Raw genomic sequence first — 23,174 nt, 5'->3', positions numbered from 1 at the left:
GATAGATATACTAGATGAGAGGTGAAGATAGGTCCATGACTGAGAAATCGTCCACCCAGATGGAAGCGCGGCGGTTCAACTATCTCGGCGTCCATTCCATGGACCATTTTGCCTTCACGGTGCCAGATCTTGCCGAGGCGGCGGCATTTTATTCGGCTTTTGGACTGGAGGTTCGCGCGGAAGGTGATGCCATGGGCCTTTACACCTTTGACAGCTTGCATCGCTGGGGTGTGTTGCGCGAAGGCAAACGGAAGAAATTTGATCATTTGTCGTTTGGAATATATGAGGATGATCTGGACCGATTTCGGGACCGGCTCAAACAGCTGAACATTCCGCTTATCGCACCGCCGTCCGGGAGCGAAAACGATGGCGTCTGGTTTCATGATGAAGACGGCAATAGGGTGGAAGTCGCTGTCAGACCCCGATCATCCCCCACGGAAAAGGCGGTTTTCGGTATGGCGGATATGTCGGGCCGGGCAGGCGTGGCCGCCTGTCCGTCACGCAAAGATGTCGCGTGTGTCAGGCCGCGACGCCTTAGTCATGTCGCGATCTACACGACAGATGTCGGAGAAAAGATCGATTTCTACACCAAAGTGCTCGGCATGCGACTTTCCGACCGCTCAGGCGATTTTTGCGCTTTTCTGCATGGTCCACATGGCAGCGAGCATCATATGTTCGCCTTCGTGAAGTCGGGCGGTCCCGGTTTTCACCATTGTAGCTGGGACGTCGGATCGATCAACGACGTCGGCCTTGGCGCGGAACAGATGCAGGAAAGCGGATATCACAAAGGTTGGGGTTTGGGCAGGCATGTGGTGGGATCGAATTATTTCTACTACGCCACCGATCCCTGGGGCAGCCATAGCGAATATTCCGCCGACATGGACTATATTCCTGCGGATTGCGACTGGCAGCCGAAGGACTATGGCCGGGACGACAGATTCACTCTTTGGGGCGGGGAACCGCCGGAGGATTTCGGGCGGAATTTCGAGTTGGAATGAAGACCCGACGTCTTCCACCCCGAGGTAAGAAGGGAAGCGGCTTAGTCGTCATGAAAGGAGAACGGATGATTACCGAGATAGTGGAATTCAAGGTCAAACCGGGAACCGCCGACGATTTCATGAAAGGGGTCAAGGCGTCGGAGGAGCTGTTCAAGAATGCTCCGGGATTTATCGGACTTGAGCTTCATCATCAGATCGAAGACCCGCGGGTCTTCGTGCTGTTGATACAATGGGAGACGCTGGCCCATCATATGGAAATTTTCCGAAATTCGCCCGCATTTGCAGCATGGCGCGGCAATGTCGGCGAATATTTTGCCGAGCCGCCGCGGCTTCAGCACAGCGAGACGAAGCTGCGCTATTAGAGCGGTTTCCCGTCGCATGGGATTGTGGGAAAGTAGGCAAGGGGAGGGTCTGGAGCGTACGCTCCAGACCCTCCCCTTACGCCTAAAGTACCAGGCGATAGATGCGCGCCGCCGCGCCGAGGAAGAGTTGGCGCTGCTCTTCGTTGGAGTAGCGGGTGGCGGCGCGCTTGAAGGCGTTCCACATCACTCCATAGTTGAAGGATTGCCGGTCGACCGGGAAATTGCTGCCGAACATGCAGCGCGACGGTGAAAATGCGTCCACCGCGGCATGGATATAAGGGGATATGGCGTCGGCAACCGTCGCGCTGTCCGGGGCGCTGCCGCCATGGTGCCATCCGAAGCCCATGACATCCGCGCCCACTCCGCTCAGCTTGATGGAGATGTTGGGAAATCTGGCGAGGATTTCGATCCTGTTCCGCCAGTTCGCCAGCACCTCCTGCCGTTTGCCGCTGAACCGGCCGATGCCGACCGGCCCGGCGAGATGGTCGAGGATGATCGATGTGTCCGGAAAGGCGCGGGCCAGGCCGACGACATCGTCCAGCATGCCATGGGCGCACAACAGGTCGCAGCTCAGGCCCAGGGGGGCCAGCCGGCCGAAGCCCGCACGAAAACGGGCGTCCAATAGCTTTCCGGGCGGAATTTTGAGTGCCTGATAGGCATCGGGATCATGGGCCACCAACTCTCTTATGCCGCGGAACCGGCTCGGGGACGCCTCCAGATGCGCTTCCAGTACGTCCGCGACGGCATCACCCAGCATGAGGTCGGCTCTGCCGACGATGCCCGCGCATAATTGCCCGGCCGGGCTATCGGTCGAAGCGAATTGCCCGGCGACCGTCTCTACATATTCCGTTTCGCCCACGCAGCGTAGATGCTCCGGCCCGCTGCCCCGGAAGGCCCAGCCGCAATCGACATAGACGGTGGCGGCCAGCCTATGGCCGCTGCTGCCGACCGTGGCGATGAAATCCTCGGGAAGGAACGAACCGAAACGGGCCGCGCCGAAATGGCCTTCCCCCCAGAAGTGATGGTGCGTGTCGACAAGCGGAATATGCGGGGAAAGGGGGGGCTCGCTATAGGCTGCGCCAGGGATCGGCATCTGCTTTCTCCTTCATGGTGCCTGTGCACAGGGCGGCGCCCGTTTCCAACGAATTTTCTCTCCGGTGTCCGGCACCGTGGGTCGAATTCCTTGGGATCACCGCCTCGCAAACTCGGGTTGAAGCGGGGCAGAGGCAAGGATGCGCGCGTCGACATCCTTGATGTCGCGCAGCCCGCAGAGCGCCATGGTCGTGTCCAGCTCCTTGCGGAGAATGTCGAGCGCGACGAGGACCCCGGCCTCGCCCATCGCGCCCAGCCCATAAGTGATGGAGCGGCCCAGCAGGATGCCCTTGGCCCCAAGGGCAATGGCCTTGATGATGTCTTGGCCGGACCGGATGCCGCCGTCCATCAGTACCTCGATCCTGTCCCCCACGGCGTCCACGATAGCGGGCAGGGCGGAAATCGACGAAGGCGCGCCATCCAGTTGCCTGCCGCCATGGTTGGAGACGATGATCGCCTCCGCCCCGGTCCTTGCGGCATTGTCCGCATCTTCCGGGTCGAGGATGCCCTTCAAGATCAGCTTGCCCTGCCACCTGTCCTGGAACCGCTTCACATCGTCCCAACTCAGGCAGGGATCGAACTGGGAGGCGGTCCAGGACGACAGGGAGCCGATATCCGCGACGCCTTCGACATGGCCTGCGATATTGCCGAACGAGCGACGCGGCGTGCGCGCCATGTTCCAGCACCAGCGCGGTTTGCTGGCAAGATTGAGCAGATTGGCCAGGGTCGGCTTGGGCGGCGTGCTGAGACCGTTGCGGATATCCTTGTGGCGCTGTCCCAAAATCTGCAGGTCGAGGGTCAGGACGAGGGCGGAGCAGCCGGCCGCTTTGGCCCGGTCGATCAGCCTGTCGCTGAAGTCCCGGTCGCGCATGACGTAGATCTGGAACCAGAAGGGCCGGTCGCTATGCCGGGCGACATCCTCTATCGAGCAGTTGCTCATGGTGGAGAGAGTGAAGGGCACGCCGGCCTTCGCCGCCGCCCTCGCCGCGAGTATCTCGCCATCGGCATGCTGCATCCCCAGCATGCCCACCGGCGCGACCGCCACCGGCATGGTGGCGTCATGCCCCACAAGGGTGGTCGCAAGCGAGCGATCGGTCATGTCGACCGCCACGCGCTGCCGAAGCTTGATGGCTTCGAAGTCGCGGCTGTTCGCCCGGTAGGTGCTTTCGGTCCAGGAACCGGAATCGGCATAATCATAGAACATGCGGGGCACGCGTCTCTTTGCGAGCAGCCGCAAATCCTCGATGCAGGTAATCATTTTCGTCATCATGCCGATCCGGCGTCAGTTTTTGACCGCTTCCACGATTGACACATAAGTGGCGACCGCGTCTCCCCCCATATTGGCGGTCAGCGCCAGCGACGCCCCGGGCAGTTGCATGTCGCCCGCTTCGCCCAGCACCTGCCGGGCCGCCGTGACGAGCATCGACACGCCGGTCGCGCCCACGGGATGCCCCTTCGACTTGAGGCCGCCGGAAAGATTGACCGGCAGCTTTCCGCCCCGCCGCGTCTGCCCCTCGATCACGGCTTCGCGTGCCTTGCCGGGTTGTGTGAGGCCCAGCGCTTCGACCATCATCAGCTCGGCAATGGTGAAGCAGTCATGCACTTCCGCAAGGCTGATGTCGTCCACCGTGACCCCCGCCTGCCGAAAGGCCTGAGCGATCGCCCGCCTGGGACCGGCGAAGGCGATCGGGTCCTTGGCCGCCATCGGCAGATAGTCATTGACCTGTTGCCAGGCGCGGAAACCGGCCGCCTTCGGAAAATCGGACAGCATGTCGTCGGATACGATGACCAGTGCTGCCGCGCCGTCCGAGATCAACGAACAGTCGGTGACCTTGAGCGGCGGCGCGATCATCGGATTCTTCTCCGACGGGGCGAGGCAATAGTCCAGCTCCAGCGGACGGTGCATCTGGGCGAGGGGGTTGAGCAGCGCGTTCTCGTGGTTCTTCACCGCGATATGCGCCATCGCCTCGACAGGATCGCCATGATGGTGGGCATAGGCGTGCGCATAGCGGGCGAACACTTCCGGAAAGCTGACATGCGCCTCATCCTTCTGGTAGCCGGCGCCGGCCAGCGCGCGCGTGACCCCGGCGGTGCTCTGATGGGTCATCTTCTCCGCGCCGACGACCAACGCCACCCGCACGCGGCCGCTGCGGATCGCGTCGATGGCGGCATAGACCGCCGCCGAACCCGTCGCGCAGGCATTTTCGCAGCGATTGGCGGGCTTGAACCGCAAGCCGGGGTCCGCGCTCAGCACCATGGACGAGCAGAATGTGTCGGGCACCAGGCCGGAGTTGAAATGCCCCAGCCAGACGGCGTCGACATGCTTGCCTTCAATTCCCGCCGATTCCATCGCCTCTCTGGCGACCGAATGGATGAGGTCCTCCAGGCCGAGCGCGTCGAAGCGGCCGAATTTCGAATGTCCCCATCCAACGATTACAGCTTCCATCGTTCCTCATCCTTGTCTTTTCAGTTCCGCGACATGGCGGATCGGCGCCGGTCCGGTGTGCCGTTCAGTTCAGGGCCTCGACATAAGCCGCGCCGGTCTTCTCCCTGACCTCTCCGGCGGAAACGCCGGGCGCCAGGTCGATCAACTTCAGCGACGGCGTCTGCGCGGGATCGACCTCGAACACGGCGAGATCGGTGATGACCAGGTCCACCACCTGCCTGCCCGTCAGCGGCAATGTGCATTCGCTGACGATCCGGGACTGGCCCTTCGCCTCATGCTCCATCACGACGACGATGCGCGGCACGCCGGCAACCAGGTCCATCGCGCCGCCCATGCCCTTCACCATCTTGCCGGGGATGGTCCAGTTGGCGAGGTCGCCCTTCTCCGACACCTGGAGGCCGCCCAGGATCGAGATGTCGATATGGCCGCCGCGCATCATGCCAAAGCTCATCGCGCTGTCGAAAAAGGACGTGGTCGGAATCTTCGTGACCGTCTCCTTGCCCGCATTGATAAGGTCGGCATCCTCCTCGCCCGCATAGGGAAACGGCCCCATGCCGAGCATGCCGTTTTCCGAATGAAGCTGGATCGACACGCCTTCCGGGATCATGTTGGCGACCAGCGTGGGAATGCCGATGCCCAGATTGACGTAAAATCCGTCCTTCAGTTCCTGGGCGGCTCGGGCTGCTATTTGTTCGCGATTCCAGGGCATGTTCTTCCTCTCAGGCGCGTTGGCGGACGGTGCGCTTTTCGATGTGCTTGTAGGGATCGGGCACTTGCACCATGCGCTTGACGAAGATTCCGGGGGTGATGATGTGATCGGGATCGATCTCCCCCGGCTCCACCAGATGCTCGACCTCTGCGACCGTCACCTTCGCCGCTGTTGCCATCACCGGATTGAAGTTGCGCGCGGTCATCCGGTATACCAGATTGCCCTCGCTATCGCCCTTCCAGGCGTGGATCACGGCCAGATCACCGAATATCCCGCGCTCCAGCAGATATTCGCGCCCATCGAAGAGGCGCGTTTCCTTGCCTTCGGCCACCTGGGTTCCGACACCGGTCGGCGTGTAGAAGGCGGGAATGCCCGAACCGCCCGCCCTGATGCGTTCGACCAGCGAACCCTGCGGGCAATATTCCAGCTCGACTTCCCCCGCGAGATACTGTTTCGCGAAGGTCGCATTCTCCCCGGCATAGGAGGCGATGAGCTTCCTGACCTGACGAGTATTCACCAGCCGGCCGACGCCCATGCCGTCCAGCCCGGGATTGTTCGTGACGATCGTCAGATCCCTGACGCCGGAATCCTCGATGGCGGCGAGCAGTGAGTCCGGAATGCCGCATATGCCGAATCCGCCCGATATGATCGTCATGCCGTCCCGCAGCAGGCCGGTCAGCGCCGAAGCTGAATCCCTGTAGACCTTGTTCGTCATTCTTCCTCTTCGTTCCTCGTCCCGGTCGGATAGGAGCCATGCCCCTTCATGCAGGTGGATGGGCCTTGGCGGGGCGGCGTTCGCCATGCCTGGCGACTAGGGCATCAAACGCCCGCTCGTCAGATGAGGATTCCAGTCTCGCGATACCTGGAAATGGTGCGCGACCTGGATGGGATAGGTGGAATCGGCCTTCAGAGAGGCACCGTTCCCTTCATTGCCGCTTTGGCTCGAACGGCTTGGGTATCCGGCTATCACCCAGGAAGGTCAGCATCCAGCCGGGATATTCCGGTTTTAGGGCGCTGACATCGTCCAGCCGTTTCATCTCCTCGGGCGACAGGGCCAACTCGACCGCGGCGAGATTGTCGTCAAGCTGATCGCCGTTCTTCGCGCCGATGATGACCGACATCACATGCGGCTTCGCCAGCGTCCACGCCAGCGCTACCCGCGCCACGGATACGCCGCGCGCATCCCCAATCTCGCGCATGACCGCGACGATGGGCCATGCGCGCTCCGTATCGACTGGCGGGAAATCGAACGTGGCGCGCCGCGAATCTTCCGGCGCGGGGGCGCCCGGCCCGAACTTGCCCGACAGCAGCCCGCCGGCCAGTGGCGACCAGACCATCAGGCCCAGTCCCTCGGCCTCGATCAGCGGCACGATTTCCCTTTCCACGTCGCGCCCGGCTATCGAATAATAGGCCTGTATCGTTTCCAGCCGGCCGTAATTTCTGGCTTCGCTGATGCCGATCGCCCGGGCGATCCGCCAGCCATGCCAGTTCGACGCTCCGAAATAACGGATCAGCCCCTGGCTGCGCAGATCGTCCAGCGCCCGCAGGGTCTCGTCCAGCGGGGTGACGGTATCGGTCTGGTGAATCTGATAAAGATCGATATGGTCGGTCTGAAGCCGCTCCAGGCTGAACCGGACCGCATCCATGATGTGCCCTCGCGATGCGCCCCGGTCGTTCGGGCCGCTCCCCACGATCCCGGACGTCTTGGTGGAGATGACCACATCCTTCCGCGCAACGCCCAGATTCTTGAGCGCCTGACCCAGCATGCGTTCGGACTGGCCCTGGAAATAGGTGTCCGCCGTGTCGATGAAGTTCACCCCGGCGTCCAGCGCGCGTCCGACCACGGCGTCGACTTGCGCCTGGGTCATATGGCCCATGCCGCGAAAGGCCTGCGCATCCGGATCGCCGCCAAAGGTCATGGCGCCAAGGCAAATTTCGGACACGAACAGGCCTGTCGATCCCATCTGCTTATATTTCATGGCCGGGAAAGCTCCTCGATTTCAAGATTATAGATGCGGTTCGCGGTGCCGGCGAAAATCTGGCGCCGCTCGTCTGCGGAGCAGCCTGCCGTGATGCGCTTATAGGCGTTGCACAGCGTACCGAAGCCGCCGACATCGTCGGTGGGGCGGTTGCTTTCGAACATGCAGCGGCTGGCCCCGAACAGGTCGATGGCGGTTTCCACATAGGGCCGCCATTGCGCGGCCATTTGCTCCGAGCTTGCGGGCGGCTGCGCCCTGAACAGGCTCGATCCCAGCAGATAGGACCCCAGCCCACCCAGCTTGACCGAAACATTCTCGCAGGCCGCGATCTTGGCCATGTCGCGCCGCCATTGCGGAAATTCTTCCGCAAGGCGCCCGCCATGCGCCCCTATGCCGATCGGCTGACCGACATGGTTGAGGACGATCGGCGCATCGGGAAAGCGCGAGGCGAGAAAAAGCGCATCGGACAATTTGGGGGCGAGAACGAAGGCGTCGAAGCAATATCCCGACCGCGCAATATGGGCAAAGCCGCGGAGAAATTCGTCCTGACGATAGAGGCTTTCCCCGCAATCGAAGATGCCGCCAAGGATCGACGGGTCAGCATCCCACAGGGCGGACTGGCGAAAGCCCTTCAGCCGTTGCGGCGCCGCCGCGATCTGATGCTCCAATATGCGGGACACCCAGTCGCCTCTTCGGCAATCGATGGCGGCAATGATGCCGGCCCCCACCAGGCAGGGCCCGTAAAGGCCGCTGGCCGCCATGGCGGCCTGCCCGTTGAGAAATTCCGTCTCTCCGACGCAGCGCAGTTCCGCCGGCCCGGTCGCGCGATACATGGACAGGCCTTCGGTTGCGATCGACGCGATGACATGATGGCTGCTGCCCAGATAATCGAGATAATCGTCGATAAGGAAACGTCGCAGCCCCAGAACCGGCGCGATGGCGTCGCTGACCCGGTCGACCAGATGATGAGCGCTGTCGATCACGGGCAGGTCCGGGAAGAGCGGCTGTTCGTCGGGCCTGTCCATCCCTTCGGATTTCATGCCGTCGCCGGACCCTTCGCGCTGGGCGAGGGATGACATCAGAAATAATTCTCGACTGGCTCATTATATTCGAGCATCGGGGTTTCGAGGAAGAAATGCGCCACATGCGTCCGCCATTGCCGGAAGCCGGGCGATTCCCAGAATTGGGGCGCATGGTGGGCCTTGCTTTCCCATTTGATCAGCAGCCTGTATCGGCCCGGCTGATCGACAATGCGGTCGAGCGCCATGCCAAGACATCCATCGGCTGCGCGGAAAATCTCCACGCATTCGCCAACGGCCTGCTCGAAAGCGGGGGCGTGGTCGGGCGCGACGGCGATGACAGCATTTTCTATGACCATTTTCCGATAGCCCTCTTCCCAAACATTCCGCTCCGCAGGATTGCGTTGGTCATTCATTAAAATAGGCGGACGGCCGGAAGGCGATCAGAAAATGGGACGGCCGATACCTGGATCAGGGGTGCGAGGTTCTGCAAGCCAATCCCGCCGCGGACGGAGGCCGGATGCCGCGCCGCTGTTTCACGCGGAAAATCGAGCATTGGCAGGGCGAGGTCGCTATTCTGGGTATCGGGGTAGGGGACTTCTCATCTGACGGCTCTTCGCCGTCTGCATAGAAGAGAGGACAGGCGGCATGCGACAAGCAGCCGGGAGGAGAGCTATGACACAAGAAGCCGGAGCTACCGCAAAATCCCCGCCGATGCTGAAATTTTCGCACATCGGCCTGGTCGCGACCGACGTGGACATGATGGCGCGCTTCTATGTCGATGTGCTCGGTTTTGCGATTACCGACCAGGGCGATTTCGGCGATCTCAAGGTCGTTTTCATGTCGCGCGATCCGGAGGACCATCACCAGATCGTGTTGACGAACGGCCGCCCGGTACATTTGCCCAGGAACACGATCAATCCCAAATTCGGGCCGGTCATCCAGCAGATCTCCTTCAAGATGCCGTCCCTTGCCGACTTGCGCGACATGAAAAATCGGCTGGAAGCAAGCAGCGCGACGGAGATCACCGCCGCGACGCACGGCAATGCGTGGAGCGTCTACGCGCATGATCCGGAGGGCAATTATATCGAATTCTTCGTCGATACCGACTGGTATGCCGACCAGCCATTTTACGTCCCGCTCGATTTGAACAAGAGCGACGAAGAGATCATTCGGGAAACCGAGGATATGTGCCGTTCCAGTCCCGGTTTCAAATCGATCCGGCAGTGGCGCGTCGACATCGCGAAAGTCATGCCGCCGCCCTTTCCCGAATAGTCGCAGCGCGCCGTATCGGCGCTGACGCGGGCGAGATGTCATTCGATCCTGCCGGGGGCGGGTTCGAAAACCCTACTCCATGGAGTTGTCATGAAGCTGGTTACCTTTGCCAATCAGGACGGACAGCGGCTAGGCGCGCTGGTGGAGGACCAGCTGCTCGATCTGGCGGCGGCGAACCCGGTTCCGGCATTCGCGTCGATGCAGATCCTGATCGATGCAGGTCCGCAGGCGTGGGACGCCGCGCGCGCCACAATCGGCAAAGCGGATGCCAGCGCCCTGCGCGCCTTGGCGGATGTGTCGATCCTGGCGCCGCTGCCACAGCCCGTCCGCCTGCGCGATTGCAGCCTCATGCTGGAGCATATGGAAATCGTACTGGAACAGATGGCGCGACGGGCGGCGGCCGAGGAGGGCGATCCCGAAGCGGCCTATGATCGGTTGATCGCGTCCGGCAAATATCATCTCAACCCGACTTTCAAGAAGCAGTGCGTCTATTACAACGCGGACCACACGTCGGTGAGCGGGACGGGCGTGGACATATTGTGGCCAAGCTATTCGGACTATATCGACTTCGAACTGGAATGGGCCTGCGTCATCGGCCGACCGGCCAGGGATGTCTCGCGGGAGAGGGCGAGAGAGCATATCTTCGGCTATACCATTCTCAATGACTGGTCGGCCCGCGATGTGCAGATGCCGCTGATGTACACCATGAACGGGCCGGGCGAGGGCAAGGATTTTCCGGGGAGCTGGGGATTGGGGCCGTGCATCGCCACGCCGGACGAGATGGAAGATCCCTATGATCTGGTCATGACCGCGACGATCAATGGCGAGCAATGGACCCGCGGCAACACCGGTTCCATGTATCACAAGTTCGAAGACGCCATCGCGCAATTCAGCCGTGAAAAGACCATTTTGCCCGGCGAGGTGCTTGGCTCCGGCACAGTGCTGGGCGGCTGCGGTTTCGAGCTGGGGCGGTCCTTGTCCGCGGGCGATACCGTCGAACTGGAGGTCGAGAAGATCGGTATTCTTAGGAACCGGGTGGTTCGCGCGCACTAGTTCCGATCCAACTCGATAACCAAACGATAATGAAAACGGACCCTAACAGGGGAGAGGGAAATGATGAGAGGGATTTTGCTTTCGACCGTCGCGATCGTATCGGTGGCGATGCACGGCGCGGCCATCGCGCAAGACCAATCCGCCGGAGCGCAGACCGGGCCCGCGCAAAGCGGAATTATCGACATCATCGTCACGGCGGAGCGGCGCCTGTCTTCGGTGCAGACCACGCCTATCGCGATTTCGGCGGTGGGCGGCGAAGCGCTGCGCGAGAAGAACATCACCAATATCGAAAGCCTCAGTTCCAATATTCCGAACCTGAATTTCAATCGTGTCAGCAGCGATGCGAAGATTTCCATTCGCGGTATCGGCTATAATGCCATTTCCCCCGGTGGCGAACCGCGCGTCGCACTTTATCAGGACGGCATCTATCTGGCGCGGAACCAGGCGGCATTGCTCGGCTTCTACGACATAGATCGCGTGGAGGTGCTGCGCGGGCCGCAAGGAACGCTTTATGGACGCAACGCGATCGCCGGAACGATCAATGTGCTCAGCCGTGATCCGGGCGACAGCCTGAACGGCTATTTTACCGGCAGCGTCGGCAATTATGGCCTGATCGGCACGGAAGGCGCGGTGGGCGGCCCGCTGTCCCCGACGGTCCAGGCGCGGATTTCCTTCCGGACCGTCGACCGCAACGGCTATGGCAGGAACATTACGACCGGCGCGGACGTGAATGACGAGAATTCCCGCAGCGTCCGCGCAAGGCTGAAGTTCGATCCCGGCTCCACGCTCACGGTCAGGCTGACCGGCGATTACAGCATTTCGCGAGAGAATGACGGCGGCTATCGCTATGCCGGGCGGGGCAATTCGGCCATTCCGACATCGGTCGAACTGCTGGGCGCGGAGGTTCCGGACGATCCGCAGGATGCCGCCGGTTTCGGCCCGCGCCGGCGGATCGAGACCTATGGCTTTTCGGGTCAGGCGGACCTGGACCTGTCGGACAGCACGACCATGACCTTGCTGACCGCCTATCGTCACTTCACGGCTTCGCAGAGGACCAATATCGACGGGTCCGCCGCCGAGTTGTCGCAAATGTATATCGACGAGGCATCGAACGTCTTCTCGACCGAGCTTCGTCTGGCCCAGAAGATTGGCGATTTCGCGGACATCATCATCGGCGCCTATTATTTCCATGAACGGAACAGCGCCACCAACCAGGTGCCGTTCAAGGGCAGCGTATTCGGCGCCGCATTCCACGTCGACGGACTGGTCGATCCCGATGCGCTTTACGAATTTTACGGTTCCTACGGGCGGGTGAAGACCAATGCCAAGGCGGTGTTCGCGCAGGCCAATATCCGACTGACCCAAAAGCTCGAGCTGGACGTCGGCGCACGCTACAGCGACGAGAAGAAGGTGATTTTCGAGCAGCATCAGGTGGACGTTCTCAGCCCCTTCATACTCGACAATGCCCTTCGTCCGGGATTCGACCCCGCCAACGGCCTGTTCGGAAACGGCGCGGGTTCGCAGTCGGCAAGCTGGGACTCGTTCGATCCCAAGGTCACGCTCAGCTACAAGGCGGGCTCCGGCATCTATCTCTACGCCACCTATTCGCGCGGCTTCAAGGCGGGCGGTTATAATGTCGGTGGCATACAACCGGCATTCCGGCCGGAAAAGTTGACCAATTACGAGGCGGGGATCAAGGCCGACCTGTTCGACCGTCGGCTCCGCATCAATCTGTCGGCGTTCAACTATGACTATAAGGATTTGCAGGAAAGCATCATCGACGGGATCAATATCGTCACCAAAAATGCCACGAAGGCGCGTGTTCGCGGTATCGAGGCGGAAATTACGGCGAAGCCCACCGACGCGCTGACGCTGCAACTCAACGCGGCCTATCTCGATGGCAAGTTCAAGGAATTCAGGGACATCGATCCGGCCTTTGCCGACCTGGGCTCGCAGAACCTCAAGGGCAACCAATTGCCTGACGCACCGAAATATCAGGTGGGCGGCGAAGTCGGATACAGGATCGGGACCGGTTTCGGGGACATCACGCCGCGTGTCAATGTGACGTGGTTCGACCGGGTGTATTTCAATCACTTCAACACGGTCGAAATGTCCCAACCGTCCCGGACCATGGTGAATTTCTATCTCGGCTGGACCTCACCCGGCGCGGCATGGTCGGCCACCGCCTTCATCAAGAATGTGACCGACGACACCTATTTCGCCGGGGCAAACACCAATTTGGGCCTGCTCGGCTTTTCTCGAACGGTTGCTTATGGTGCGCCCCGTACCTTTGGCCTGAGCGTGACCAGGACGTTCTGAATATAATATTCCCGGTCTCTGTGTTCCTTGAAATGGAGCGGGACGAGCGGGGCTCTCAACCTATGTCGATCAGGATCAAGGGTCCTGATCGACATTGTCGTTTGTTGGAGTGATTTTGAATGAAATGGAACATATCCCGGCTCGGAAATCGCGCAAAAAAGGATAACGGGGCCTGTTCCGATTCAATGTGATCGCAACGGACCCCACGCCTGATCGCCATGTAAACAGGAGATTGATGCCATGGAAGTGTCGCAACCCACCGAAAGCAGGACTCCAGTTTCCGAAATCGACTTTTGGTCGGACGAGGTCGTTTCGAACCCCTATCCCTATTATGATCAGTTGCGCGATCTGGGCCCCGCGGTCTGGCTCGCCCGCCACGAATGCTGGGCGATCGTCCGGCACAAGGAATTGCGCGAGGCGCTCCTTGCTTCCGAAGCCTTCACGTCCACGGCGGGGATCGGCATGAACGCCGAGGCTAACAAGAACAGCGAAGGCGTGATGATCTTTTCGGACGATCCGGATCATGCCCGCCTGCGTCGCGTGTTCAACCGGCCGCTGCTGCCAGGCGCATTGAACGCGTTGAAGGACCGATTGACTGGGCTTGCCGAGCAGAGGGTCGACCAACTCGTCGCGAAGGGGGCGTTCGATGCGATCCCCGAGCTTGCGCAGTTCCTGCCGCTGACGGTCGTCACGGACCTTGTCGGCCTGACGGACGAGGGCAAGGCAAACATGCTGCGTTGGGCGGGTGGGCTTTTCGACGCGCTCGGTCCCGAAGGACATCCCCGAACATTGTCGGGTATCGAGATAGCGATCGAGGCCTTCACCTATCTGCACAACCTGCCGCGCGAGGCGCTCGACCCGCAGGGATGGGCTGCGGGGCTGTTCCGCGCCGCCGATGCGGGCGACCTGTCGCATGACGAGGCCCGAAAGATGATGATGGACTATACGGGCCCAGCCCTCGACACGACGATCAACGGACTTGGCAATGCCCTGTCGCTTTTTGCCCGGCATCCGGAACAATGGGACCGGCTGCGCAGTGATCCGGAATTGAAGAACAGGGCGATCGAGGAGGCTTTGCGGCTGGAATCGCCCGTGCGGGCATTTGGCCGCCGACTGACGCGGGATTATGATATGGACGGCGGCGCCCACATGCATAGGGGCGATTGGGCGCTGATGGTCTATGCCAGCGGCAACCGCGATGAGCGGCGGTATGAGGATCCGGAAAAATTCGACATCGCGCGCGATGCGCGGGATCATGTCGCCTTCGGCTATGGCATGCATTTATGTGCCGGCATGCATCTTGCCAAACTGGAAATCCGGACGATGCTCGACGTGCTGGTCCGGCGCGTGAAGCGTTTCCATCTCGTCGAGGAGGAGATGGTCATGCACAATCTGATCCGTGGCCGTGACCGGCTTATCCTGAACGTCGATCCGGCCTGAGGCAAATTGCGGTAGGCGGTTCGTTTTCTTGTGGCCGATCTTGCCAAAGAAAATCCATCCCGCCGCGCTTGCGGTGAGAGGGAAAGGGTCCGGTTCCTCCTGACCGAGAGCGCGCTGCGTAAATCGGACGCAAGTCGCGCTCTCTACTTCTTTCTCATCGCATCCTTTTAGAGCGATTTCCAGTCAGATGGCATCATCTGACGGTTAAGAAATCGCGGTAAATAAAAGACTTAGAGCGGATTCCGATCTGATTCAATCAGATCGGAATCCGCTCTAAACGCAAAACCGGTTCCCGTTTTCGCGCACGATGCCCTAGAATTTGAAACCGGCGGTCACGCCATAGGTGCGAGGATAGCCGTAAGCGACGTCCAGCCCGGTGAAGCCTTCGATCAGGGACGTCGTGTAGACCGTCTTGCCAAGATTCCTGCCCCACAATTTGACCGTGACATGATCGCTCTTGTCGGTCCAGGAGATCGACGTATTGATCAGGTCATAAGCTTTCTGAAAGGCGATGTTATCCGCTGCCGCATAGACCTTGCTCTGGCGGAAATAGGTCGCATTCAGCGCGAACGTGCCGATGCTGGTGTCGATAGAATAATCGCCGCCGATATTGAACGACAGGGTCGGCGTCTGGGCCAGCTTGTTGCCGGCCGCTTCGCACTGCACGACGCCGCCCAGCGGTGGGGTGGGGCAGCCCGGCCTTGGCGCATTGGAATCCGCCAGGGGGAATGATTTGAACCGGTCATGGATGTAGGAAAGGCCGCCGTTCAGCGACAGGCCATGTGCGAGCACGATCTCGCCATCCAGATCGACGCCGTACATTCTGGCCTTGGCGCCGTTATAGATCAACTGGCTGCCGGCGTCGAACCGCTGCACCTGGATATTCTTGTAATCATAATGGAAGGCGGAGATGTTGAGGCGCACCCGGCGATCGAAGAACTGGGTCTTCAGGCCGACTTCGGCCGCCTTGATGTCCTCCGGCTTGAACGGCTGGGCATCGCGCTTCGCAAGCACGAAACCGCCGCTCTTGAACCCGCTATTATAGGAAATATAGCCAAGAATATCCGGGCCGAATTTATGATCGAGCGCGATGCGATAGTTGAAGCGCTTGAAGGTCGCCTTAGTCGGCACGGAAGCGGGAGGCGATGTGTCCGGGAAGGGCACGCTTCCCGCGGGCGCGCCGAACGCCGTGTAGGATTCCGTTCCGCTGACGCTCTTATGCTCATAATTGTACCTGCCGCCCAATGTCAGGTTCGTACGGGGCAATATCTCGTAGCTTGCCTGCGCATAGGCCGCGAGGGCGTCGGTCTTCTGATAATTCTCGTCGATGACGTGAAACGGAACGCCTGGCGCCTGAACATTCACTAGCGGCCCGATGCCGATGTCGATCGGCTGCCAACCATCCTTCGAATGGAAATAATAAAGGCCGGCGACCCATTTCAGCGGACCGGAGTCATTGGAGGAAAGCTGCAATTCCTGGCTGAACTGATTGAACTTGGCGATGCTGAATGCGGTGAAGCCATCGATCGGCAGCAGATCCAGGTCCAGGTTGAACTGGAACTTCGATTTCCGATAGGCGGTGATGCTCTTCAGCGCGACGCCGCCCAGATCGTGGTCGACCTGAAGCGAGACGCCGCCCGCTTCCAGCTTGTTGCGGAATTCATAATTCTGGTTGACGTCGTAGGTGCCGCCCAGCGGGAAGGGGCCGAAACCGAGATAGAAGGGGCTGAAGGGCTGCTGGGTCGTGTCCAGATGCTGGATGTCGCGGTCGCTGTCGCGGGATTCATAATCGAGGGCGAGGCGGATTTGCGTCCGCTCGCTCGGTTCGATCAGCAGCTTCATCCGCCCGGCGAAATCATGGTCCAGCTTGCCGACCTCCTTGCCGTTGAACAGGTTGGTGCCGAAGCCCTTGTCCTGATGTTCGTAGCGGACCGCAAGGTCGGCCGCGATGGTGTCGGAAAGCCCGCCGGTGACATAGGCGTCCGCAATGACCGTTTGATAATTGCCATAGGAGAGGTTGACCGCCCCGCCAGCGTCATGCGTCGGGTCCTTGGTGACGATCTGGATCAGGCCGCCAGTCGCATTGCGTCCGAACAGGGTGCCTTGAGGCCCCTTGAGTACTTCGACCCGCTGGATGTTGTTGAGCGTCAGCAGGGAACTGGGCGCGCTGGCAATGTAGACCCCGTCAATATAGGTGGCGACGGGATTTTCGATGCCCGGCCCATTTGACGAAGTGCCGACGCCGCGGATACGCGGCTGGGAATAGCCCGACGTTTGCGGAATGGTGAGACCTGGGGTGATGACGCTCAGATCCTGCGAGGATTGAATGCCGACCGCGGCCAGCCGATCACCTGTGGCTGCGGTGACCGCGACGGGAACATCCTGCAAGCGCTCGGATCGGCGCTGCGCAGTGACCACGATGTCTGCGATACCCAGATCGGAGCTTTTGCCTTCGGCACCTTGCATCGCCTGCGCGGTGGCGGTCGTCTGATCCTGCGCTTGAGCCGCCGGCACCATCAAGGCGACGCTGCATGCCGTTGTAAGAAATATTGGTTTCATTCAGGTCCTCCCGGTTTATTGTCTCTGTTGGTCGTGATAAATATCTGAAAAGATGGGGTTCACCAATGATCTGCGCATGCGCATCATCGGGATGGCGCCCAGCGTCGCCAACTTCATAAGTCGCTTGGTCAGTCTGAGGCGTCACCCAAGCGGTAGGCGCTTCGATGAACTTTGCGAACCGGCAAATGCGGGAAAGCAGCCTCCTGCCATTCACCCTCCGTCGATGATCCGGGACTGGTCTTGTGGAAGATATTATCGCCAGAGGTGAGGCGGTGTCAGATAGCAATAAACACTTGGCGATACCTGAAGCGGAGCGATGCGATCAGCGTAGATTGCTTCTTCGGACCCGCCATCGATCAACAGCCGGCGCATGGACGATACATCAAAGCGCCGACACGCCGCCATCGACGGAATAGCAGGCTCCGTTGATGAAGCTGGACGCATCGGACAGCAGGAACGCGATGACTTCACCGATCTCTTCCGGTCGGGCGAAGCGCCCCGATGGGTTCAGCGCCTTGCGGCTCTCCAGGCTCGGCCAATTGGGGTCGGCGGCATGCCGGGCATAGATCGCTTCCAGCATTCGCCCCTGCACCGGGCCGGGCGCCACGCAATTGACCCGGATGCCATAGCGCCCCCATTCCAGCGCGCCGCTCCGCGTCAGTCCCAGCACCGCATGTTTGCTCGCGACATAGGGGGCCATGCCCTCGACGCCCTTGATGCCGGCTGTGCTACAGGCGTTGACGATCGCTCCGCCGCCGCTTTCCCGGAGCAGCGGGATGCCATGTTTCATGCCCAGGAAAACGCCTTTCACGTTCACCGCCATCACGGCGTCGAACATTGCGGTCGCGCATTCGTGGATCGGGCCGCGCGCCCCTTCGATGCCGGCCGCGTTGACGATGCCGTGCACGCCGCCGAAATGGCTGTGCGCGTCGGCAAAGCGGGATCGGACGTCTGCTTCATCGGTGACGTCGCATGATCTGATAAACAGCCTGTCGGACCCACCCGCATCGGCGCGCAGCCTTTCCAGGGCTTCGGCCGAACGGTCGAACAGCGCGACCCCGGCGCCGCGCGACAGCAGCAACCGTGCCGTCGCCGTTCCTATATCGCCTCCGCCGCCGATGAGGATAATGGTCTTGCCTGCCAGAATATCACCGCTTGTGGCCATTCCGCTCTCCTGTCGAACCATCCCGCTTCGCTCATTCAGTGGCGGAGCAAAAATCGCTCTATCGCTTCCGACGTCGCTTCGGGCTGGTCCACATTCACATGGTGGCCCGCATCCGGGATCGTCACCAGTTCCGCGCCCGGAATGGCGGCGGCCAGATCGGCGCCCATCGTCTTCCGCGCCTCCTCCGACGCCCAGATGATCAGGGTGGGGCAGGCGATTTCGCCCAGCCGGGGCGTGATGTCCACATAGCTCTCCGGTACGCAAGGAAGCAGCCTGATGCTTTCGCGGGGGTGGGAGAGTATGACGTCGACTTCCTCTGCAAAGCGTTCCGGCTCGCGTGTGATGAAGCTGGGCGCGTGGAAATAGCTGGCGGCGAATTCGACCACCGCTGCCCGGCGCACGGCTTCGTCCCGCTCCTCCGCGAAAAACGCGGCAAGGTCGTAAAGACGCCGGATCGCCGCTGGCGGAGGACCTCCCGGTCCCCCACACATATTCACCAACGCGCGCACCTTCTCCGGATATTTCAGCGCAACGCGCATGCCGACAGCGCCGCCTTGGGAAACGCCCGCGATCATCGCCCGCTTCTCGCCCAGGGCGCCGATGATCGCGGCGACATCCTCCACCAGATCGTTGGCCGTCCAGCCGCCGGGCGTATGGCCCGATCCGCCATGCCCGCGCCAGTCCAGCGCGACGCAGCGGAAATGGCGGCTGAGATATTCGAGCTGAGGGAACATGAGCCGCTTGCCCCCGAACGTGCCGTGGCAGAGCAGCAGCAGCGGTCCTTCCCCCGCCTCGACGCAGGCATAGTCGATACCGCCGATGTCGAGCTTATACGCCTTCATCACACGTAACTCGCGGCGCCGCGCACGACGTCGACAAGATAGGCGCAATCGTCGGGTGCCTCGTCCCCGCGCCAGGCGACATGCTGATCGGGGCGGATGAGCGTCAGCTTGCGCTCATATTGTTCGACGACGTCCGGCCGGTCGGACAGATCGAGGATCTTGAGCGGCAGGCCAGCCGCGGCCGCGGCGCTTTCCAGCGGCGCGGTGTCGGCCCGCGCATCCAGCTTCAGCAGGCAAAAGCCCCAGCCGAAATGATCGTAAAGGGAATCGTCTTTCCCCAGCCACACATGCGGCGCGCGGCAGCCCGGCACTGACGAGGGCACATAATCGCCATAGGTCATCGGCGGCGGTTCGGCGCCGTCGCCCATGACGATGGGCGAACCGGCGTAGCGATAGCCGAACTGCGCGCCGTGGCTGCGGAATTGCTGCGTTTTTTCCTCGACGATGAATTTGCGGATGTCCTCGCGTATCTGTTCGCCGCGCTCGCTATCCTCTTCCATATGCGGGCGGACGATCGCCTTGCCCCATACCGTATTGTTATGGGCCGATCCTTCGATGATGAACTTGCACACCGGATAGCGCTCCAGCGTGTAGCTCTCCATCAGGTTCGGTCCGCCCCAACCTTCCAGCATCGCGGCCAACTTCCACCCCAGGTCGGCGGCATCGCCCACGCCCATGTTCATGCCGAAGCCGCCGAAGGGCGGGGTCAGATGCGCGGCGTCCCCGATCAGGAAGGCGCGGCCGAAATGGAAGGATCGCGTCATGCGCGCATGGCTGCCCCAGACCCAGCCGCGCTCGTCGCTCGTCTCGAAGCGCTGGCCGACCGAGCGGAACATCATCTCGCGGACCTTGGACCAGTCCATGGGGTCGATGTCCTCCGGCATGGGAGAGACGTAATATCCCCAATAATCGTTGCCATAGGGCACCAATATATCGCCATAGGCGTCTTCGTTCAGGAAAAACGTCATCGAACAGAGATGCGTGTCCTTGAACAAAGTCTTCAGTTCCGGGGCATGGAAGCGCCAGGAAATATTGTCGAACAACGTGCCGCCTTCGAGCCGCAGGTTGATCTTGCGGCGCTGCGGCGAATGGGGACCGTTGGCGATGATGAAATAGTCGCCGCCCGCCGTGATCCGTTCTCCGTCCTTTTCGTAGACGACTTCGACCCCATCGCCATTCTGCGTGAAATCGATCACTTTGGAATGTTCGATGAATGTCACCGTGCCGAGTTCACCGATCCTGTCGCGAAGCGTCTTCTCGATAGCCTCGAACGGCGCCCATTCCGGGGTTTCCGAAGCGATCGGCATGCGTTCGCGCCATTCATAGGCGCCCTCGGCTTTGAACAGGATCTTTCCGTTGGCTCGGGTGGAGAATACAAGGTCGCGGGCGACTTCGGAAGGCACCGGATCGTTGGCGCGGTGGCGATCGGCAATGCCCCAGCGACGGAAATGCTCCATCGAGCGGCCATTCACCAGGTTCACCTTGGCGATGCCATAGTCGGTGAAGGCGCGAGGTTCGCAGATCAGCGTGCGGATGCCGCGCAGCCCCAGCTCGATCGCCACCGCCATGCCGCAGGGTCCTGCGCCCGCGACGATAACCTGATATTCACTCGCTTTGCTGTCCACGATCACCCTCCACTGCAATCCCGGTCTTGCTGTTGCGGAGCCAGGTTTTTGCGCCCATCTGTTCGGTGGCATTGGCCTTAGCCGACGGCATTGTGGCTAGTCGGCGCCAAGGGCCGCTACCAGATGACAAGAGAAGCTTCGCGATACCTGCGACCGCTGCACGAGGAACTTAAAACTCGCATTGCGTTCAGCGAATCAGTATCAATGACGAAAATGACATAGGGGAGAAGACATGAAACTCACCCATTTCCGGGATCTGCTTGCCGTTGTTCAGACTGGCAGCCTCCGCGCGGCGAGCAGGCATCTCAACATCGCGCAGCCCGTCATAACACGAAGCATCAGGGAATTGGAAAATGAACTGGGCCAGGTTCTGCTGGAGCGTCATTCCAAAGGCGCGACGCTGACGCCGGTGGGCGAAAGGTTCGTGCGCCGGATCGAGAGCGTCCAGAGCGAAATCCAGCGCGCCAAGGAAGAAGTGTCGCAATGGGCCGGCGACTATACCGGTCAAGTGTCGATCGGCCTGTCGCCCCTGACCTGCATGACGCTGTGGCCGCCGGCCATTTCCACGTTCAACCGCCAATATCCGGATGCGGTCACCAAGATGCAGGTGACTTTGTTCAAGCCGGTCGAGCAGAAACTGTTGGAGGGCACGCTCGATTTCTGGATCGGTTCGATACAGAAGGACAGTATTTCCCAACGATTTACCGTCGAGCTTCTCATGCAACATGATCGCCGCATCGCGGCTCGCAGAGGTCATCCCTTGTTGGATGCGAAGAGCTTCGACGATCTGGTCGGCGCCAATTGGGTGCGCCCTTCGCTCGACGATCGAAGCGCCGAAAGCGATCTGGAGGAAATCTTCACCGCGCGGGGATTGCCTCTGCCGAAGGTGGCGGTCGAATCCTCTTCGATGCTGTCTATTTTGCTGACGGTCGCCAATACGAATCTGCTGACCTTCCTGCCCGATCAGATGTTCCAGTTGATGCCGATCGCCCAATTCTGCGCGCCGTTGGAAAATATTCCGCCTCTATCCTCCGATCCGATTTGCCTCGTATACAGGTTGGGCCTGCCCCTCACGCCGCTTGCCGAGCGGTTGAGCGACCTCATCAGAAAGGCCGCGCACAATTATACGTTGAACATGCAGATGCAGGATCTTTAGCTTGCCGTTCATGATGCGAGTGCCGGAAACCAGAACCGGTACAGGTATCAGCGCGCCCACTTTCTGATCGCCTCGTTATCGAGCGGATCCGTTACAAGCGATCCGAACCCTGTAAGATAAACGAGGAGAGCTTACGCATGAAACTGTTACGCTTCGAGGCAGACGGGCAGCCAGTGATCGGTGTCGTATCCGGTGATGGGATCGTTCGCATGGCCGACCTCCTTCCCGAATTCGTCGAGATGCGACAGCTCGCAGCCGCTGGGCCGGAGGCGCTTGCCAGGCTTGCCGACAAGCTGGCCACCGCTCAGCCAACGGTTGCGCTGGAAGGCGTGAAATTGCTTGCCCCGATCGAGCGTCCCGGCCATTTCATGGCGCTCGGCATGAACTACAAGAAACATGCCGAGGAGGGCGTACGCCTGGGCGTGATGCCACCCCGCTTTCAGGTCTGGTTCAACAAGGCGACCAATTGCGTGTCTCCGCCCCATGCCGACATCGATCCCGGCGTCACCAAGCAGCTCGATTATGAGGTGGAATTGGGTTTCGTGATCGGCAAGGCGGCCCGCTATGTATCGCCGGAGGAGGCGCCGGGCCACATATTCGGTTATTTCGTGGCGAACGACGTATCCGCTCGCGACTGGCAGTTGCATGCCAATACCTGGACGATCGGCAAATCCTTCGAAACATTCGGCCCGATCGGTCCCTGGATCGTGACGCCTGACGAAATCGGCGATCCGCACAAGTTGGAATTGCGTTGCTATGTGAACGGCGAACTGCGCCAGAAAAGCAATACGAGCGATATGATCTACTCTATCTGGGAGCAGATCGAATATCTCTCGACCGCGTTCGAGCTTGAACCGGGCGACCTTTATCTGACCGGAACGCCCGAGGGTGTCGGTCACGCCATGATTCCCCAAATGCATCTCAAGCCGGGCGATGTCGTGCGGTGCGAGATCGAGAATATCGGCGCGATCGAGAACAAGGTCATAGAGAGCAGGGCCAAGAGATTTCCCGATCTGGAGGAAAGCAGAATCCAAAAACTGCTTTCAAGCGAACCGGTGTAATGGGAAGAGGCGCTGGATGGCGCCTCTTCATTATGAAAAAGCTGGACGGGACTGGTTTCGATCATGGCGGCTAG

At 60.7% G+C, this 23,174-nt stretch carries 20 protein-coding genes; 8 read left to right on the top strand and 12 right to left on the bottom strand.

What is annotated here, in order from left to right; translation table 11 throughout:
- Positions 1–98: 98 nt before the first annotated feature.
- Complete coding sequence (locus CAF53_RS20195; RefSeq protein WP_242443536.1) at positions 99–998, top strand: VOC family protein; 900 nt, start codon at positions 99–101, stop codon at positions 996–998.
- Positions 995–1,360, top strand: coding sequence for an antibiotic biosynthesis monooxygenase family protein (locus CAF53_RS20190; protein WP_100239363.1), 366 nt, complete (start codon positions 995–997; stop codon positions 1,358–1,360). Before CAF53_RS20195 ends, CAF53_RS20190 begins: the two co-directional genes overlap by 4 nt.
- A gap of 82 nt (positions 1,361–1,442) precedes the next feature.
- Here the strand turns inward: CAF53_RS20190 and CAF53_RS20185 are convergent, their stop codons facing one another.
- From CAF53_RS20185 to CAF53_RS20150, 8 genes are all read right to left on the bottom strand, one after another.
- A complete protein-coding gene (locus CAF53_RS20185) occupies positions 1,443–2,453 on the bottom strand; it encodes an amidohydrolase family protein (protein WP_100239362.1) in 1,011 nt (336 codons plus the stop codon).
- A gap of 96 nt (positions 2,454–2,549) precedes the next feature.
- Entirely contained in the window at positions 2,550–3,719 is a 1,170-nt protein-coding gene (locus CAF53_RS20180; protein ID WP_100239581.1) for an alpha-hydroxy acid oxidase, read from the bottom strand.
- A 15-nt stretch (positions 3,720–3,734) separates the two neighbouring features.
- Positions 3,735–4,898, bottom strand: a complete 1,164-nt coding sequence (locus CAF53_RS20175) for a thiolase domain-containing protein (protein ID WP_100239361.1) — start codon at positions 4,896–4,898, stop codon at positions 3,735–3,737.
- Between the two features lie 64 nt (positions 4,899–4,962).
- Entirely contained in the window at positions 4,963–5,607 is a 645-nt protein-coding gene (locus CAF53_RS20170; protein WP_100239360.1) for a 3-oxoacid CoA-transferase subunit B, read from the bottom strand.
- A gap of 10 nt (positions 5,608–5,617) precedes the next feature.
- Positions 5,618–6,322 (bottom strand): CoA transferase subunit A, encoded by a 705-nt coding sequence (locus CAF53_RS20165; RefSeq protein ID WP_100239359.1) that lies wholly within the window; start codon positions 6,320–6,322, stop codon positions 5,618–5,620.
- A 211-nt stretch (positions 6,323–6,533) separates the two neighbouring features.
- Complete coding sequence (locus CAF53_RS20160; protein WP_100239358.1) at positions 6,534–7,586, bottom strand: aldo/keto reductase; 1,053 nt, start codon at positions 7,584–7,586, stop codon at positions 6,534–6,536.
- The gene (locus CAF53_RS20155) at positions 7,583–8,665 is read right to left on the bottom strand and encodes an amidohydrolase family protein (protein WP_197707494.1); all 1,083 of its coding nucleotides are present in this window, start codon (positions 8,663–8,665) and stop codon (positions 7,583–7,585) included. The genes CAF53_RS20160 and CAF53_RS20155 overlap by 4 nt, the downstream gene beginning before the upstream one ends.
- Positions 8,665–8,964 carry an antibiotic biosynthesis monooxygenase gene (locus CAF53_RS20150; protein ID WP_046764416.1) on the bottom strand — a complete coding sequence of 100 codons (300 nt, stop codon included), beginning with the start codon at positions 8,962–8,964 and terminating at the stop codon, positions 8,665–8,667. Before CAF53_RS20150 ends, CAF53_RS20155 begins: the two co-directional genes overlap by 1 nt.
- Before the next feature lie 316 nt (positions 8,965–9,280).
- On the opposite strand from CAF53_RS20150, the gene CAF53_RS20145 reads away from it, so the two are divergent.
- The 4 genes from CAF53_RS20145 (at position 9,281) to CAF53_RS20130 (ending at position 14,692) form a co-directional block, all read left to right on the top strand.
- Positions 9,281–9,880, top strand: coding sequence for a VOC family protein (locus tag CAF53_RS20145; protein ID WP_100239357.1), 600 nt, complete (start codon positions 9,281–9,283; stop codon positions 9,878–9,880).
- A gap of 90 nt (positions 9,881–9,970) precedes the next feature.
- Positions 9,971–10,933 (top strand): fumarylacetoacetate hydrolase family protein, encoded by a 963-nt coding sequence (locus CAF53_RS20140; RefSeq protein WP_100239356.1) that lies wholly within the window; start codon positions 9,971–9,973, stop codon positions 10,931–10,933.
- Between the two features lie 60 nt (positions 10,934–10,993).
- Positions 10,994–13,252: a TonB-dependent receptor gene (locus tag CAF53_RS20135; RefSeq protein ID WP_046764295.1), complete on the top strand. Its 2,259-nt coding sequence runs from the start codon at positions 10,994–10,996 to the stop codon at positions 13,250–13,252.
- Between the two features lie 240 nt (positions 13,253–13,492).
- The gene (locus CAF53_RS20130) at positions 13,493–14,692 is read left to right on the top strand and encodes a cytochrome P450 (RefSeq protein ID WP_046764294.1); all 1,200 of its coding nucleotides are present in this window, start codon (positions 13,493–13,495) and stop codon (positions 14,690–14,692) included.
- 312 nt (positions 14,693–15,004) lie between these two features.
- Here CAF53_RS20130 and CAF53_RS20125 read toward each other — a convergent pair whose 3' ends face one another.
- The 4 genes from CAF53_RS20125 to CAF53_RS20110 form a co-directional block, all read right to left on the bottom strand.
- On the bottom strand, positions 15,005–17,251 hold the full coding sequence (locus CAF53_RS20125) for a TonB-dependent receptor (protein WP_100239355.1): 2,247 nt from the start codon (positions 17,249–17,251) through the stop codon (positions 15,005–15,007).
- A 382-nt stretch (positions 17,252–17,633) separates the two neighbouring features.
- The gene (locus tag CAF53_RS20120; protein ID WP_157801315.1) at positions 17,634–18,416 is read right to left on the bottom strand and encodes an SDR family oxidoreductase; all 783 of its coding nucleotides are present in this window, start codon (positions 18,414–18,416) and stop codon (positions 17,634–17,636) included.
- Between the two features lie 35 nt (positions 18,417–18,451).
- Positions 18,452–19,258: an alpha/beta fold hydrolase gene (locus CAF53_RS20115; protein WP_100239353.1), complete on the bottom strand. Its 807-nt coding sequence runs from the start codon at positions 19,256–19,258 to the stop codon at positions 18,452–18,454.
- Positions 19,258–20,883, bottom strand: coding sequence for an FAD-dependent monooxygenase (locus CAF53_RS20110; RefSeq protein ID WP_157801314.1), 1,626 nt, complete (start codon positions 20,881–20,883; stop codon positions 19,258–19,260). Before CAF53_RS20110 ends, CAF53_RS20115 begins: the two co-directional genes overlap by 1 nt.
- Before the next feature lie 232 nt (positions 20,884–21,115).
- On the opposite strand from CAF53_RS20110, the gene CAF53_RS20105 reads away from it, so the two are divergent.
- Together CAF53_RS20105 and CAF53_RS20100 are read left to right on the top strand one after the other, a co-directional pair.
- Positions 21,116–22,039 (top strand): LysR substrate-binding domain-containing protein, encoded by a 924-nt coding sequence (locus CAF53_RS20105; protein ID WP_046764292.1) that lies wholly within the window; start codon positions 21,116–21,118, stop codon positions 22,037–22,039.
- A gap of 137 nt (positions 22,040–22,176) precedes the next feature.
- On the top strand, positions 22,177–23,100 hold the full coding sequence (locus tag CAF53_RS20100; RefSeq protein ID WP_100239351.1) for a fumarylacetoacetate hydrolase family protein: 924 nt from the start codon (positions 22,177–22,179) through the stop codon (positions 23,098–23,100).
- Positions 23,101–23,174 lie beyond the last annotated feature (74 nt).

Origin of the sequence: Sphingobium sp. LB126 (assembly GCF_002795205.1) — a bacterium.
Taxonomy (GTDB): domain Bacteria; phylum Pseudomonadota; class Alphaproteobacteria; order Sphingomonadales; family Sphingomonadaceae; genus Sphingobium; species Sphingobium chungbukense.
The sequence above is the reverse complement of the archived record's forward strand: the minus strand, read 5'-3'. Positions and strand labels throughout refer to the sequence as shown.